Origin of the sequence: Shewanella sp. SR43-4, assembly GCF_014163845.1 — a bacterium.
GTDB classification, from domain to species: domain Bacteria; phylum Pseudomonadota; class Gammaproteobacteria; order Enterobacterales; family Shewanellaceae; genus Shewanella; species Shewanella vesiculosa.
Genome location: NZ_JACJEB010000005.1, coordinates 176,873 through 191,313, shown reverse-complemented (window position 1 = coordinate 191,313; position 14,441 = coordinate 176,873). Strand labels below are relative to the sequence as shown.

Annotated in this window: 12 protein-coding genes; 8 read left to right on the top strand and 4 right to left on the bottom strand. The window is 40.3% G+C overall.

Annotation, left to right across the window (positions count from 1 at the left end):
• Positions 1 to 73 precede the first annotated feature (73 nt).
• Positions 74 to 700: a protein-disulfide isomerase gene (locus tag H5123_RS07505; RefSeq protein WP_124015481.1), complete on the bottom strand. Its 627-nt coding sequence runs from the start codon at positions 698 to 700 to the stop codon at positions 74 to 76.
• A gap of 511 nt (positions 701 to 1,211) precedes the next feature.
• On the opposite strand from H5123_RS07505, the gene H5123_RS07500 reads away from it, so the two are divergent.
• A complete protein-coding gene (locus H5123_RS07500) occupies positions 1,212 to 2,015 on the top strand; it encodes a polysaccharide deacetylase family protein (RefSeq protein WP_182697550.1) in 804 nt (267 codons plus the stop codon).
• Between the two features lie 203 nt (positions 2,016 to 2,218).
• Here the strand turns inward: H5123_RS07500 and trmH are convergent, their stop codons facing one another.
• Positions 2,219 to 2,920: a tRNA (guanosine(18)-2'-O)-methyltransferase TrmH gene (trmH, locus tag H5123_RS07495; protein ID WP_182697549.1), complete on the bottom strand. Its 702-nt coding sequence runs from the start codon at positions 2,918 to 2,920 to the stop codon at positions 2,219 to 2,221.
• Positions 2,921 to 3,225: 305 nt separating this feature from the next.
• Between trmH and H5123_RS07490 the strand changes: the two genes are divergently transcribed.
• A complete protein-coding gene (locus H5123_RS07490) occupies positions 3,226 to 3,612 on the top strand; it encodes a ribosome recycling factor family protein (protein ID WP_182697548.1) in 387 nt (128 codons plus the stop codon).
• Between the two features lie 337 nt (positions 3,613 to 3,949).
• Here the strand turns inward: H5123_RS07490 and H5123_RS07485 are convergent, their stop codons facing one another.
• Positions 3,950 to 4,525 carry a porin family protein gene (locus H5123_RS07485; RefSeq protein WP_182697547.1) on the bottom strand — a complete coding sequence of 192 codons (576 nt, stop codon included), beginning with the start codon at positions 4,523 to 4,525 and terminating at the stop codon, positions 3,950 to 3,952.
• A gap of 908 nt (positions 4,526 to 5,433) precedes the next feature.
• Here H5123_RS07485 and H5123_RS07480 point away from each other — a divergent pair.
• The 5 genes from H5123_RS07480 to H5123_RS07460 all read left to right on the top strand — a co-directional run bounded on the left by H5123_RS07480 (position 5,434) and on the right by H5123_RS07460 (position 11,465).
• Positions 5,434 to 5,646 (top strand): cold-shock protein, encoded by a 213-nt coding sequence (locus tag H5123_RS07480; RefSeq protein WP_011636218.1) that lies wholly within the window; start codon positions 5,434 to 5,436, stop codon positions 5,644 to 5,646.
• 337 nt (positions 5,647 to 5,983) lie between these two features.
• Positions 5,984 to 6,901: a pepsin/retropepsin-like aspartic protease family protein gene (locus tag H5123_RS07475; protein WP_182697546.1), complete on the top strand. Its 918-nt coding sequence runs from the start codon at positions 5,984 to 5,986 to the stop codon at positions 6,899 to 6,901.
• Between the two features lie 269 nt (positions 6,902 to 7,170).
• Positions 7,171 to 9,363, top strand: a complete 2,193-nt coding sequence (locus tag H5123_RS07470; RefSeq protein WP_182697545.1) for an OsmC domain/YcaO domain-containing protein — start codon at positions 7,171 to 7,173, stop codon at positions 9,361 to 9,363.
• Between the two features lie 323 nt (positions 9,364 to 9,686).
• Positions 9,687 to 11,093, top strand: coding sequence for a hypothetical protein (locus H5123_RS07465; RefSeq protein ID WP_182697544.1), 1,407 nt, complete (start codon positions 9,687 to 9,689; stop codon positions 11,091 to 11,093).
• Positions 11,094 to 11,210: 117 nt separating this feature from the next.
• Positions 11,211 to 11,465, top strand: a complete 255-nt coding sequence (locus tag H5123_RS07460; RefSeq protein WP_182697543.1) for a hypothetical protein — start codon at positions 11,211 to 11,213, stop codon at positions 11,463 to 11,465.
• 76 nt (positions 11,466 to 11,541) lie between these two features.
• Here the strand turns inward: H5123_RS07460 and H5123_RS07455 are convergent, their stop codons facing one another.
• The gene (locus H5123_RS07455) at positions 11,542 to 12,744 is read right to left on the bottom strand and encodes an ammonium transporter (protein WP_182697542.1); all 1,203 of its coding nucleotides are present in this window, start codon (positions 12,742 to 12,744) and stop codon (positions 11,542 to 11,544) included.
• Between the two features lie 476 nt (positions 12,745 to 13,220).
• Between H5123_RS07455 and H5123_RS07450 the strand changes: the two genes are divergently transcribed.
• Entirely contained in the window at positions 13,221 to 14,390 is a 1,170-nt protein-coding gene (locus tag H5123_RS07450; RefSeq protein ID WP_182697541.1) for a lipid-transfer protein, read from the top strand.
• Positions 14,391 to 14,441: the final 51 nt, after the last annotated feature.

Here is a 14,441-nt window from a genome sequence, read left to right as displayed (position 1 = left end):
TTAGCCGTGGTTTTTTGATCTTATTGCTGGCGCATTCACATCGATAATGCATTTGGCGAGCGACGATTTATCGTTATGATTCACTTTTAGCGAGTTTAATCGCCGCTATCTCTTTTTCAACCGCGGCTACCACGGCATGAGGGCTGCTCAGGTATTGTGAATGGTCGATAAAAATGGCGTTATCATTAACTGTCATCACCAACACAGGAAAACCAGTGGTACCAATGATTTGTTGAATTTCTTCTATGCCTTCCAGTACGTATTCTGCATCCATACTGAGCTCATCTTTAAACACTTTATTTGATGGTGATAGCTTAAATTTTTCGACGATGTCATTAAAGTCGTGTTTATTACTAAGCGGGTTACCTTCAATGAAATGAGCTCTTTGTAGCGCATTGAGCACAGCTAATTGCTTGTCAGCTTGTTTGCCCTCTAACCAGGCCATAAAGTTTGCGGTTTTGATTGAGCTTTTAGGGCTGTTTGCGTAGCGAATATGGTCGCGACCAAATTTAAGTCCACTTATTTTTGCCGCTGCTTGCATTTGTTCTTCGCCAGCACTGTCTTTGCCGATGTAATGCGCACTGTGTAATAAGTGAATATTCATTTCTGGATAGGCTTGTTGCAATGCGTTCACCAAAGGTGTGGCGGCATAGCTCCAAGGGCAATGTGAGTCGTAGATAAAATAAAGCTCAGTGGTCATTAAATGAATTCTTGTTTGTGATCCTATGTGTTGATCCTAAATAGTTTATGGGCATTATACAATCATTGAATCTGAGCGCATTGAGCCAGAATGACCTTATCTATTATCATTGTGTGTACATTGCCTCTAGGTAATGGTCTAACATAACTAGTTATTGTTCTGCTACATACTATTTTTATTGAATTAAAATCTTAAATTTATTCTTAAGAAATCGAGAAACGCACTCTATGAGTGGACATTTGTTATCCATAAATACAATGACAGATATTGATGATATTGTTCAATAGATATGTAATGTCATGCGTGAGCTGAGCATCAGTAGGCTAGTATAAATCCTGTTATTTTTTAAATGTTACAGGTATTTACAGGCTCATCGCTGTCCATTTTTAATGCTCATACGTATAGATAACCCAGAGGCTTAATGATTTATATTTTTAAGCCGATGATTTTTATGTAGCGAGTAATCACTTGATGGTGACGTTCAAGTGACTTTTATGGACAGTAAATGATTATGATTAAGCCAATTTATTTTATTGCTGCACTACTAGTTTCATTATCAAGTCATGCTGACACGACAAGCAGGGTTAACACTTTAGGCGATATGTTCACTTGGCCAGGCGGGAGCAAGTTAGCCGTTAGTCTGTCTTATGATGATGCGCTTAATAGCCAATTAGATAATGTGATCCCCGCGCTAGATAAATATAATCTAAAGGCGTCTTTTTATGTGGTTGCCAACTCTCCGGTTATGAATGCGAGGCTAGATGAATGGCGTGCAGCAGCTAACAATGGCCATGAGCTTGGCAATCACAGTGTTTATCATCCTTGTCGAGCGTCATTACCGAACAGAGATTGGGTAGAAGCGCATCATGATCTTGATCATTACAGCATGGCGCAGATGATTGAAGAACTTGAAGTAGCCAATACTTTTTTAAAGGCCATTGATGGTCAATCCGAACGGACTTATACGGTGCCTTGTGGCGATATGGTGATTGGCGCTGATGTGTTAAGTAGCCAACAATACCTGAGTCAGCTTAATGAGCTATTTACTGCTGTGAAAGGACAGGGGAAAGATTCTCGATTTTCACTGATATTGTATCCAGAAGGCCAAAGTGGCAAAGAGCTTATAGATTATATTCGCCATATTCCTGCAGATATTTTACTGGTAAACATTATATTTCATGGGGTTGGAGGGGATTACTTATCGGTGTCATCGGAGGCTCACTCTGAGTTATTAACCTTCTTAGCCAATAACCGGGATTCTTATTATGTGGATTCATACATCAACTTGATGAAATATGCCCACAGTAAGCTGTAATAGTTTAATCATTTGATTGTCGGCAAGAGAGTATAGATGGCAGGTTGATAAGCCTCATAGTTTACTTATAACTCTGCGTTTATTTCAAGTGGATCAAAACTCTATCAAGCCGTCCATCATACTTATTAAACAGTGGTGCAGAATATCTAAGCCAAATACTAGACTCAATTAATCGTTACTAGTGGATGTACTGAGTTGATGCATCAATCCACCAATGCTTGCGGATCGGGGGCGCGCATGCGATCCCACCATTCTTTGTTGGCAACAATTTGGCCTTGATCATCAATGGCTGGGTAGGGAATTTGCTTGCGACGACAGGCTTTAGCGTAAACTGGATGACCTTGTTCAAACAACATAGTTTGGCAATAAGCGTGATCAAGTTTGCGGCTGCCGTACATATCGGCTTGCTCACGTTGGCGCTGGGCTTCATACATGACTAATGCTGCCGCTACAGACACATTAAGCGACTGCACCATGCCTCGCATGGGGATGATGATGTGTTGATCGGCCGCTGCAATCGCTTCTGCGCTCACACCATCACGTTCGTTACCCATCACGATAGCGGTAGGTTTGGTGTAATCAATTTCACGAAAATCCACGGCCGAGTTTGAAAAGGTCGTGGTGAGTACCTGCATTTTTTGTGCTTTAAAAACCTGATGAGCTTCTGCAAACGTGTAATGCTTAACCGTATTAACCCACTGTTGGCTACCTGAAGCGGTATTACCTGATACTCGCATATCGATATCTGGCCATACGGCATGAATTTCATGAATACCGACACAATCAGCAGAGCGAAGAACCGCAGCAATATTATTGGTCATATGCACTTTATCAAGGCAAATCGTTAAGTCGACTTGGCGATTATCCAGCATCTGGTTTATTCGGGCAAAACGTTCTGGGCTCATGGGGTAACTCTAGTTGATTTTTCACTCTATTTAACCTTTGCTTGCCGCAAAAAATGCGTTCAATGCAACGAATAAATGAGTAATATTGACAGTAAGATGATTATTTCGGCTGGTATTATAGCGCTAAAATGCCAGTGCTAAAAAGTCATTCATCGCGGTAACACCAAGACTTGCCGATTAATGTAGCCAATAATCACAAGATCGCTTTTTTAATGTATGGTGATAAGTAATAGGTAAATAACTGTTTTTAGCTAACTAAACTCATTTAAGCTAATGATAATAACAAGTAGATTTTACAGCAGGCCATGACTGAAGATATTACCATCCAATTACCTTCACTTATTCATCGAATCGGCGGTGAAAAAGCTAAGCAAGCCAGAGAGATTGCGTTGCAATATCAGTGTGATGTTAAGCGCGTGCGCCGTTCTCGAAATTGGGCCATTACAGGCGAGGCTATAAGTATTCAATCGTTTATAGAGCGATTAAAAACTGACAATGATGCTGGCTTTGGTTATCTAATTCAAAAAATTGCTACAGCGTTACTGGGTCATGCCGACAAGTTAGAGCCATTAGACATAAAGCTTAGGCGTTTAATTCGAGAGAATCCTAATTTGACTTTAGGCGAGCTAATCCAGCTTACCCAGTGCACGTTAGCTGAGGCGAGAGTGGCTCGTTTTGACGTTGACTGTTGATTATTTCAACCGTGTGCTTTCACTTTTTATGCTGAAGGAATGCAATCTTTTTGATGGTAAACATTGCTGTGGTTTGGGGCTGGAATCGCACGTATTAGTATATTTTCGCTACAAGTTAATGAGATTATCTCGGTATTGCAGTGGGTATAGTTGAGGCATAGATAAGATCGCAGAAACAAGACCTTTGTGTTGATCCATATGCCCTTGGATAGAAGATTTACAGTATTAATGTGAGCTTTAAATGGTAAACATAAATAAAAGGTGTAACGCAATTTGCATTACACCTTGATGACTATTATTTTTTAAGTCGCTGACGTTTTAAGCTGTCTAGTTATGCTTAAAAACGATATTCAACCCCGATACTCGCTTGCTTGAAATCTGTTTCTGTATCGGAACCGTTAGTAACATTATCTAGGTTAATTTCTGCGTCATACCAAGTGTACTCGGCATTAATTAAAAAACGGTCTGTTACTTTAAACCCGACACCAGCACCGGCAAATACACCTTCATCATCTTTATTGCCAGACAACCCGACCACGTCATAGTCAGTGGAATACCATAATTGGCCGCCTTTGGCATACAATTCTACTCGATCAGTAATTGGCAGTGTGACTTTTAGGCCTGCGGTATAACCATCTGTTTCAGCACGAGATAAGTTGTTGCCGTAATGACCAAAATCAATATAGCTACCTTCTAGAGCTAAGTATTTATTGAAGCGATAACCTACTAAGCCTTGGAGCACATCATTGTCGTCGTCAAACTCATCATCTCCATCGACTTTTAGGTAACCATAATTAGCGCCGACATAAATACCATTTTCTGCCACGTCATTTTTTAAGTCATCAGCTTGAGAATAAGCACTAAAAGATGCTAATGAAATTAGTCCAGCTAAAGTAACAATAGTATTTCTCATAAGGTACTCCTAGTTAATTACGTAAATACACCTAGTACATTACAAAACGGATGCCAACTTTATAAAAACTATGGAGTAGGGAGATTGCTGTTATCAAGTTTTTAATTGAATATCATATGGTTATGCTTTGAGATTTTTTTAGTAAATGAAGTGGAACTGGCTATGCTATAAATAAAGTTGCTTAAATTTTATCTGTTAAACGAGGCGGAAATAGTGCGTAACGGTATATTTTTCTGATTGAATTGTAATTTTTTCATATTAAAAACATAATGTTACGATGATGTTGTTGGTGTGTTGTCGTCACTTGTATGATTTGCTGCTGAGTGTTTTATAATATGGTTACTTTTCTATAACTGAGCAAATCGAAGTCGTTAATTGGATATGTTGATTTCGCTGTTTAAAGTACAGGTTTGCACGGTAGTGCCCAAGTGTGACTATTGAAGAACATGATCGACAACGACAACGATCACTACAAGTCTGATAGTGGAACCATTAACACAATAGGGTTGTATTAAGTTCTTATAAACATAGTAGAAATGATTTTATGTGGTTTTTGTTAGCGATTAAGACAGGCCTGAGGTTAATGCTGAATATCAGGTTTGCTGGGGCAATAGTGTTTATCGTGAATGAGTGCTTTTGATGATGTTAATTAAGTGGTTTGTCTGTGTTGATGAAATTTACTCAATTAAGACCTTTACAAGCTTAGATATTGATGTATTATACAGTCTGCTCTGACATTCAGAGTTATTAATGAACATTAAGTAAAAGAAAAGCCTTAGAATCTCTTCGTTATCGTTGTTATCCTCTGTGTTTCCCTTAGCTTCATCGTGACATTCAATAATTCAAGCTTGAGCGCATCGCATTATCGCGACAGATTGATTAATTTTAAATATATAAGGGACAACAAAATGTCTAATAAAACAACTGGTTTAGTAAAATGGTTTAACGAAGATAAAGGTTTTGGTTTTATCACTCCTGATAACGGCGGCGCTGACGTGTTCGTTCATTTCCGTTCAATCACTTCAGAAGGTTTCAAAACTTTAGCTGAAGGCCAAAAAGTTTCTTTTGATGTTGAGCAAGGCCAAAAAGGCCCACAAGCTGCTAACGTAGTAGCTGTGTAACTCGACGTTATAAAGAGAACGCAAACGGTTTAACGACTGTTTGCGTTTTTTTATGTCTAAATTTTAGTATTTTTATTAACTGTACCCTGCGTTAAGCAAATCTTCAGCCTATCTCCCCGATTGTTTTATCCACTGTTATCCCATGCTGTACATTATCTCCTGGTCACTGACTTCTGTGTCGAGCGTGAGGCAATCTTTGTTATTACGAGTTGGGTTATGTAGAGTCGTATAGCTGATGATGAATTTATCGGCCATTTATAAGTAAAGTGTTTATTATTTTTTACTGTTAGCTGTTAATATAACAACGTTTTTTAGGCATAAATATTAAGGATAATAGATGCAATCAATTCGAGTTAAACTGCTAGCATTTTTTTCTGCTCTACTCATTTCATTTCCGACTTTCGCGGTAACCAATTGGGTTAATTTTGACATTATTAATGGCCATATTAATCTTCCTGTGACCATTAATGGTATTGAAGGTCGGGCCATTTTAGACAGTGGTTCTCAGCTCAATGCGATTAATTTAAGCTTTATCAATAAATATAATCTTGAGTTTGATAAAGGCAGTAAAATCGATGTCAAAGGCATTTATAGTACTGAATCCTCTCAACTTTATAACAATGTCACGGCAAACTTGTTTGGTGCCAATATTGAACTTGATCAATTGGCTGGTTTACGTTTAGGTCACTATGATGTGGAGCTTTTATTAGGCGCAGGTCTACTGGAGAAATTTATTTTCCAGATAGATTATCCCAATAGTCGTTTGAGATTATTTGGAAGAGATTCCATTGATTTAGCCAAACTTGAAAACATTGACATGCAAATGGATCGTGGCACTGGTCAACCGATTGTGAGAGTCGAGCTTAATGGGGAAAAGAATGCTTGGTTGATCCTCGATACTGGTAATAGTGGTGGCTTGTTTTTAAAACGCACTCTTGCCACCGACTCTGATTGGTTAACGCATTACGGTGCGCAAGCCACAAACTCATTTGGTGTCAATAATGCAGGCACAACGGAGAGTTTCCGATTGCCAAAAGTTAAGTTCGGTCCTTTTACGATTGAAAATGTGCAAACAAGCGTGCCAAGCGAAGGGCAGATTGAGGTGATTACAGGGCAAGATGATCGCAACAGCATATCCCATATTAAAGGTAAAAATATTAAAGGTCTTCTTGGCTTTGATATTCTTAAGCACTTTGTGTTGACCATAGATTATAAATCTGGACATATGCACGTAGGCTTACCTGAAGACTCTTAATCCAACTCAGATTTAATTGAGTGTGCTTGACGACATTGTAATGTTATTAATCTTGCATCATCCCGTGTGATAGAGACGTTATTTTTGTCACACGGTTATTCAATGTAATCAGCTTCATTCATGTCTTTTGTGTGTTTTTTCACCTCAATAAATCAGTATCTTGCCAACTTTTGGTTAATTAACCCAAGACTATTGGGTCAAAAACACCGATAATTCACCTCAATTAGATTAGTAGGCCGTTTGGCCGCGTAAGACTGTGGACATATTCAATGGAAATCAAAGTAAACTTTCTCGACAATTTGAAACTCGAAGCCAAATTTGACGACTTTACCGTTACGGCAGACCAACCTATTCGTTATAAAGGTGATGGCTCAGCTCCAAGTCCTTTTGATTATTTCTTAGCTTCGTCAGCGCTTTGTGCTGCCTACTTTATTAAGGTTTATTGTAAAGCCCGTGATATTTCTACTGAAAATATCAAGCTTTCGCAAAACAATATTGTTGACCCAGAAGATCGCTACAACCAAATTTTTCAAATTCAGGTTGAGTTACCAGACGATATTTCTGACAAAGATCGTCAAGGTATTTTACGTTCAATCGATCGTTGTACTGTTAAAAAAGTGGTTCAAACTGGCCCAGAATTTAAAATTGAAACTGTTGAAAACCTTGATGCTGACGCCAATGCCATGCTGATGGGACAACCGGCTGGCGACACGAGTACCTTTATTTTGGGCAAAGACTTGCCACTCGAGCAAACCATTCAAAACATGACCCGTTTATTGGCTGATTTGGGCATGAAGATCGAAATATCTTCATGGCGCAACATAGTGCCTAACGTATGGTCGTTACACATTCGTGATGCCGCCTCACCTATGTGTTTTACTAATGGTAAAGGCGCCACAAAAGAAAGCGCACTATGCTCGGCTTTAGGTGAGTTTATTGAGCGTCTTAATAATAACTTTTTCTATAATGATCAGTTCTTTGGTGAAGAGATCGCCAATAGCGAGTTTGTGCATTATCCCAATGAAAAATGGTTTGCACTGGAAGAGGATGATGCACTTCCATCAGGTTTGTTAGATGAATACTGCTTAGATATTTACAATCCAGATGAAGAGTTATGTGGCTCGCACCTAATTGATACCAACTCAGGTAATACTGACCGAGGTATTTGTGCGATTCCATATACCCGTCAATCTGATGGTGAAACGGTATATTTTCCGTCTAACTTAATTGAAAACTTATTTCTAAGTAACGGCATGAGCGCGGGTAATAATCTGCAAGAAGCGCATGTACAGTGTTTATCTGAAATTTTTGAGCGTGCTGTAAAACGTCAAATCATTGAGCAAGAAATTGTACTGCCAGATGTTCCTATGACAGTACTTGAGAAATTCCCTAGCATATTAGCGGGTATTAAAGGCCTTGAAGAACAGGGTTTCCCTGTCGTGGTGAAAGATGCTTCGTTAGGTGGTCAGTTCCCAGTGATGTGCGTCACTTTAATGAACCCTAGAACCGGCGGTGTATTTGCCTCGTTTGGTGCGCATCCAAGCTTTGAAGTGGCGTTGGAGCGTAGTTTAACTGAACTATTACAAGGCCGCAGTTTTGAAGGCTTAAATGATGTGCCAAAGCCGACATTCAATAGTATGGCCGTCACCGAGCCTGAAAACTTTGTTGAGCACTTTATTGACTCAACAGGGGTTATCTCTTGGCGCTTCTTCAGTAGTAAGTTTGACTATGAGTTCTGTGAATGGGACTTTAGCGGCACCAGTGAAGAAGAAGCCGCAGGCTTATTTGGTATTTTAAAAGCCATGGGTAAAGAAGTGTATATTGCTGAATTTACTGATTTAGGTGCATCAGCTTGCCGCATTTTAGTGCCTGAATATTCAGAAGTGTATCCTGTTGATGATTTGATTTGGGACAATACCAATAAAGCGCTTCATTACCGTAAAGACATCTTGAACCTGCACTCACTAAGCACTAAAGCGTTATCTAAGTTAGTAAATCGCTTAGAAGAGAGTCAATTAGATAATCAGACCGATATCCGTACTTTAATCGGTATTGTGTTTGATGAGAATACGGTTTGGGGCCAGTTAACCATTATTGAATTAAAAATTCTGATTTACCTCGCATTGGGTTCTCATGAAGATGCGATTGAGTTAGTTGGTGAGTTCTTGCAGTTTAACGACAATACAGTACAACGTGGCTTGTTTTACCAAGCTGTCAATGCTGTGCTTGAAGTGACCCTAGATGACGACTTAGAGCTTGAGCATTTTATGGGTAACTTTAACCGCATGTTTGGTCAAGAAGTGATGGACAATGTGGTTGGTTCGGTTAATGGCACAGTGCGCTTTTATGGCCTAACAAAAACTAGCATCAAGCTAGAAGGTATTGAGCCACATTTACGCTTGATTGAAAGTTACAAAAAGCTACACCAAGCGCGGAAAGCTAAAGCGGGTATTAGTGCTTAGTTAAGTATTAGACCGTGATAAATTTGATAGAGAAAAAGCGAACCTAACAAGGTTCGCTTTTTTATTGTGGCAGTTACCTTATTTTTATTGCTGATGTAAATCGCTGTCTGTTGTCGTGGCTCGAGTTAGAGCCTTGTCTTCAAGCTTGTCGATGGGGACCAAGACTTGTTGATGATGACTATTTAAGTGCTGAGAATAACCGAAGCTCAACACGATCGATAAATGAGTTTACAGTTAGGCTATTTAACTTTAGGTTAGTGAATAATCAAAATATGAATGTGTGTAATAACATGATGTTATTTACTAACAAACAAGGACGATAAATGAAACAGTCACTTTTATTGATTGGATGTATTATTTGCAGCCCTGCATTAGCAGATAATCCATTACCACCTATTTTAGATTTTTATCCTCAATGCGTGCCTCAGGTTATTAACACTGCGAGTAATAAAATCATTTATGATATTGATCCTGCATTGGCGACCTCTTCTACGTCCGGTGTAATGGCACATAGAGAGATGTATTTACAGCGGGCATTGGTGGATATTCAGCGCCAAGCTCAAATCGACAATGCTGATGCCGTGATTATCCAACGACTCAATGTTACCGGGGTTGATAGAAGCATTAATCTTCAAGATAGCAGTGGCAAAGTAAATTCCAACATAAAACAAATTCATGTGTCATCTACTGTTGAACACCTTAAATTGTGTGATGATAAACAACTCACCGCTAATTCAACCCCCTATAACAGTAAAGGCAAGGCCGTTTCATTTACTGAAACCGTAGTGAAGCTTGCTTTACCTGAAGATGGCAGTTTATTCACACAGGCACAAAAACACAGTGCGCCCGATGCCGCCATTACCATTGATAGCGCTTATGGGGTGCACATAGGTGATAGCGTTGACGGTTTGCAAAGTGCGTTAGGGCCGCACAGCATTCAGTTGCAACTCAGTGATGGGACAATCGCTTATGGTTATGGTCGTAACTTATGGTTTTTTGTGAAAAACGCTTATGTCGTAATGATTTCACAAGACCCCGGGCTAGTAAATAATCATGGCAAAAATCAAATTGCATTAAGTGAGAATTATGACAATGATGATTGGATTATTGAAGGTAAAATCCATCCTGGCGATAAACAGGAAACCGTAGCGAAATATTTATTACTCAATAAACATAATGGTGATTACCGCGTTACGGGTAAAAACAGTCAGCTGATATTACAGTTTGAAGATTATAATGAAAGTATAACTAAAGCCGCAGTGTCTAGACTTAACCGCTTTGCCATTATGCCCTTAGTCGATGCCAGTCATACGCCTCAAGTGAACTTTGCCAATTTTGATAATATTGATATTGCAAAGATTATCGCACTGGACCATAAGCAGACTTATACCTTGCAGCCGCAGCAGCTGGTGAATCAAATTCAGCTTAATGAAAATGGACCTAAGGCAATAGTAAACAGCAACGTGTTACTTGGGTTTAATGAGCAAGGTACGATCAATAGTCTTAAGGTGACCGAGTCAATGTTTGAACCGCAAGACATCGACGAGTTTAAAAAAGTATTAGCGACTTATCAAATCCCTACCACCAAAACGGCCTTCTTGGCGCGTTATCCTGATGCCGAAGATAACTTTGATAATGTCATGATCACTAAAGGGACAATATTAATGTCGGTTAACTTTGATTCCTATGACGATGATGCTGAGTTAATTGATTTAAGCATAGTTTTTTAATATTCATATTATCCTGGAAGGTATATCGAACGCCGATGCTCAGGGCATCGGCGGTACCTTATTTATTCTCAATGCGCTAAAATATGTGGTAAACGAGTTAAGCCAATTGGGTAATAAATGAATATTGAAAATGATGTGATCGACAATTTAGCTGAATTAGAACGCTTTTTACTGTCGGTGGAAAAGGGCGGTTTAGGTTTAGAAGGCGTTGCCGGTGTCGGTGTCGGTATGGCAACCAGTAATGCCGATGGTCGTCATTTTGTTGCGGTATTTGGTGATAACCACAAGCTATTACTCGGTCGCTGGGTGACACCTGAGGTCTTCGAAAACGGTCAAGACATAGTTAAAAATGGGGTTAAATCGAAGCACTGATTGTTGACTCTATTTTATTTAAAAAAGGGGCAGAAATTCATTTCTGCCCCTTTTTACGATTTACTACTTAGGATAATTACTTATCTGAATTGGTTGAGCCAATTTTATGAATGGCTAAGTCTGCACCAATAAATTCATCTTCTTGGCTCAGGCGTAAACTCGATAGTTTATTCACTAAGCCATAGACGATAATACCGCCAACTAATGCGACAACGACTCCGGCAATAGTGCCAACAAGTTGCGAAGTAAAGCTCACTCCGCCAAGGCCACCTAAGGCTTGCTGACCAAAAATGCCTGCAGCAATACCACCCCAGACACCACATAAACCATGTAAAGGCCATACACCTAAAACATCATCTATTTTACTGCTGCGTTGTAATTTGGTGTACACCAATACAAATAACCCGCCAGCCACACCGCCAACCACAAATGCGCCAACCGGATGCATTAAATCAGAACCTGCACACACAGCCACTAAGCCTGCTAGTGGTCCGTTATGAATAAAACCAGGGTCATTTTTGCCAATAATAAGCGCCACAATAGTGCCACCCACCATGGCCATTAAACTGTTTACTGCCACTAAACCGCTGATCCCGCCAAGCGTCTGTGCTGACATGACGTTAAAACCAAACCAGCCGACAATCAGCACCCATGAGCCTAAGGCTAGAAACGGAATGTTCGATGGCGCAAAGGCAATGCCGGGTTTACGGCCGCGGCGGGCGCCAAGCAAATAAATAGCGACTAGTGCTAACCATCCGCCCATGGCATGGACGACGACAGAGCCAGCAAAATCATGAAATTGAGCACCAAATTGGCTGTCTAACCAGGCCTGAAAACCAAAGTTACCGTTCCATATAATCCCTTCAAACAGGGGATACACAAAGGCAACAATCAATGCTGAAGCCAATAAGAAAGGCCGAAAGCTCCCGCGTTCAGCAATCCCCCCAGATACAATTGCTGGAATGGCTGCTGCAAAGGTTAATAAGAAGAAGAATTTAACCAGTTGATAACCGTTATCTGTGCTTAATGCTTCTGCGCTGACAAAGAAGTGGTTACCGTAAGCAATTTGATAGCCAATGACAAAATAAGCGAGGGCTGAAAAAGCAAAGTCGGTTAAAATTTTTACCAAGGCATTAACTTGGTTTTTGTGTCTTACAGTACCCATTTCTAAAAATGCAAAGCCAGCGTGCATGGCTAATACCATAATTGCACCAAGTAAGATAAACAAGGTGTCCGCGCTTTGTGCAATTACGCCAATAGCATCACTAATATTATTCATTTTAGTTTCCACAAAACAATTCTCTATTGAAATTCATGCGTTTATAGAGCAAAAATCATTCCTAAATCACAGGCCACCTATCATTTAGTTGATCTCTCGTGGTGCAAACGTATGAAAATATTGCTTAAATAATCTATAAAATGTTCAATGTGAGTGCATTTTTTGGGCAGGTGAATGCTGAAAAGTAACACCTATGACTGATAATTATGCTGTTAATGCTTTAGTTTGGTGCATTGCCGCTTGCATTTGGTGCGTTGCATAATCAGCCGATTAACTTTATGTTAACAATGTTGTTTAAGATAAATCGTTTAAGTAATCAGTCGACAATCAGACGTTTTATGACTGTTCGAATTCACGCTTTTGGTTTCTAGTTCTTAATGTTAGGTTCTTAATTCCAATCGTTAGAAATCTTAATGCTTTATCAGTACTAACAAGTCACTAGCATGCCCAATAATAACTAAAATGGCGGGAGTAATATGACAGCAGTAAGAGTGGCAGGCGTGGGGATGATCCCCTTTTGCAAACCGGGCCATCATCAACCGTACCGAGTTATGGCGGCTAAAGCGATTAGGTTAGCATTAACCGATGCCAACCTTGATGCTAAATTGATCGAGCAGGCTTATGGTGCATATATTTATGGCGATAGTACCTGCGCTCAGCATGCATTTTACGATGTCATTCAAAGCGGTATTGCGATCATTAACGTCAACAATAATTGCTCTAGTGGTTCGACAGCGTTATTTTTAGCGCGCCAGGCGGTATTGTCAGGCCAAGTGGATTGCGCATTAGCATTTGGCTTTGAAGAAATGCAACCTGGAGCATTGGGCTCTCACTGGACAGACAGAGAAAGTCCGTTCGAGCGTCTTGACCCCGTGTTACAACAATTCAATGCCCCACAAGGCCCAATCGCACTTCGCGCCTTTGGTGCTGCCGGGCGTCACTATATGGACCAGTATCATGTAGGCGCTGATATTTTTGCTAAGGTAGCTGAAAAGTCGCGGCGTCATGCATTACAGAATCCGTACTCTATGTTTTCAACGCCATTAACTTACCAGCAAGTGCTTGATGATAAAGTTATCTATGATAGTTACTTAACTCGGCTTATGGCATGTCCACCAACCTGCGGTGCTGCTGCAACCATAGTGTGCAGCGAGCAATTTGCTCGCAAACACGGGATTACATCCAAGGTAAATATTATTGCGCAGGCAATGGCGACGGATACCGAGCTGTCGTGGCAAGATCCAATGTATGCCGTTGGTAAAGGCATGACACAACGGGCAGCTGAGCAGGTTTACCACCAGGCCGGTATTGGTCCTGCTGATATCGATGTGATTGAGTTACATGACTGTTTTACCCCTAATGAAGTGATCACGTACGAAGCATTAGGTTTATGTGCTGAAGGCGGCGCTGCAGAATTGATTGCCAACGGTGACAATACCTATGGTGGCCAATACGTTATTGGTCCGTCTGGGGGCTTGATGTCTAAGGGGCACCCTATTGGTGCGACTGGGCTAGCACAATGTACTGAATTAACGTGGCATTTACGCGGCCAAGCCGGAAATAGGCAAGTGGATAATGCCAAATTTGCCCTACAACACAATGTTGGCTTAGGTGGTGCGGTGGTGGTGACCTTATATGGCGTTTAACTAACGGTTTTATTGCATGCTGCGCTACATTGCCGTCGATATATGAGGGAA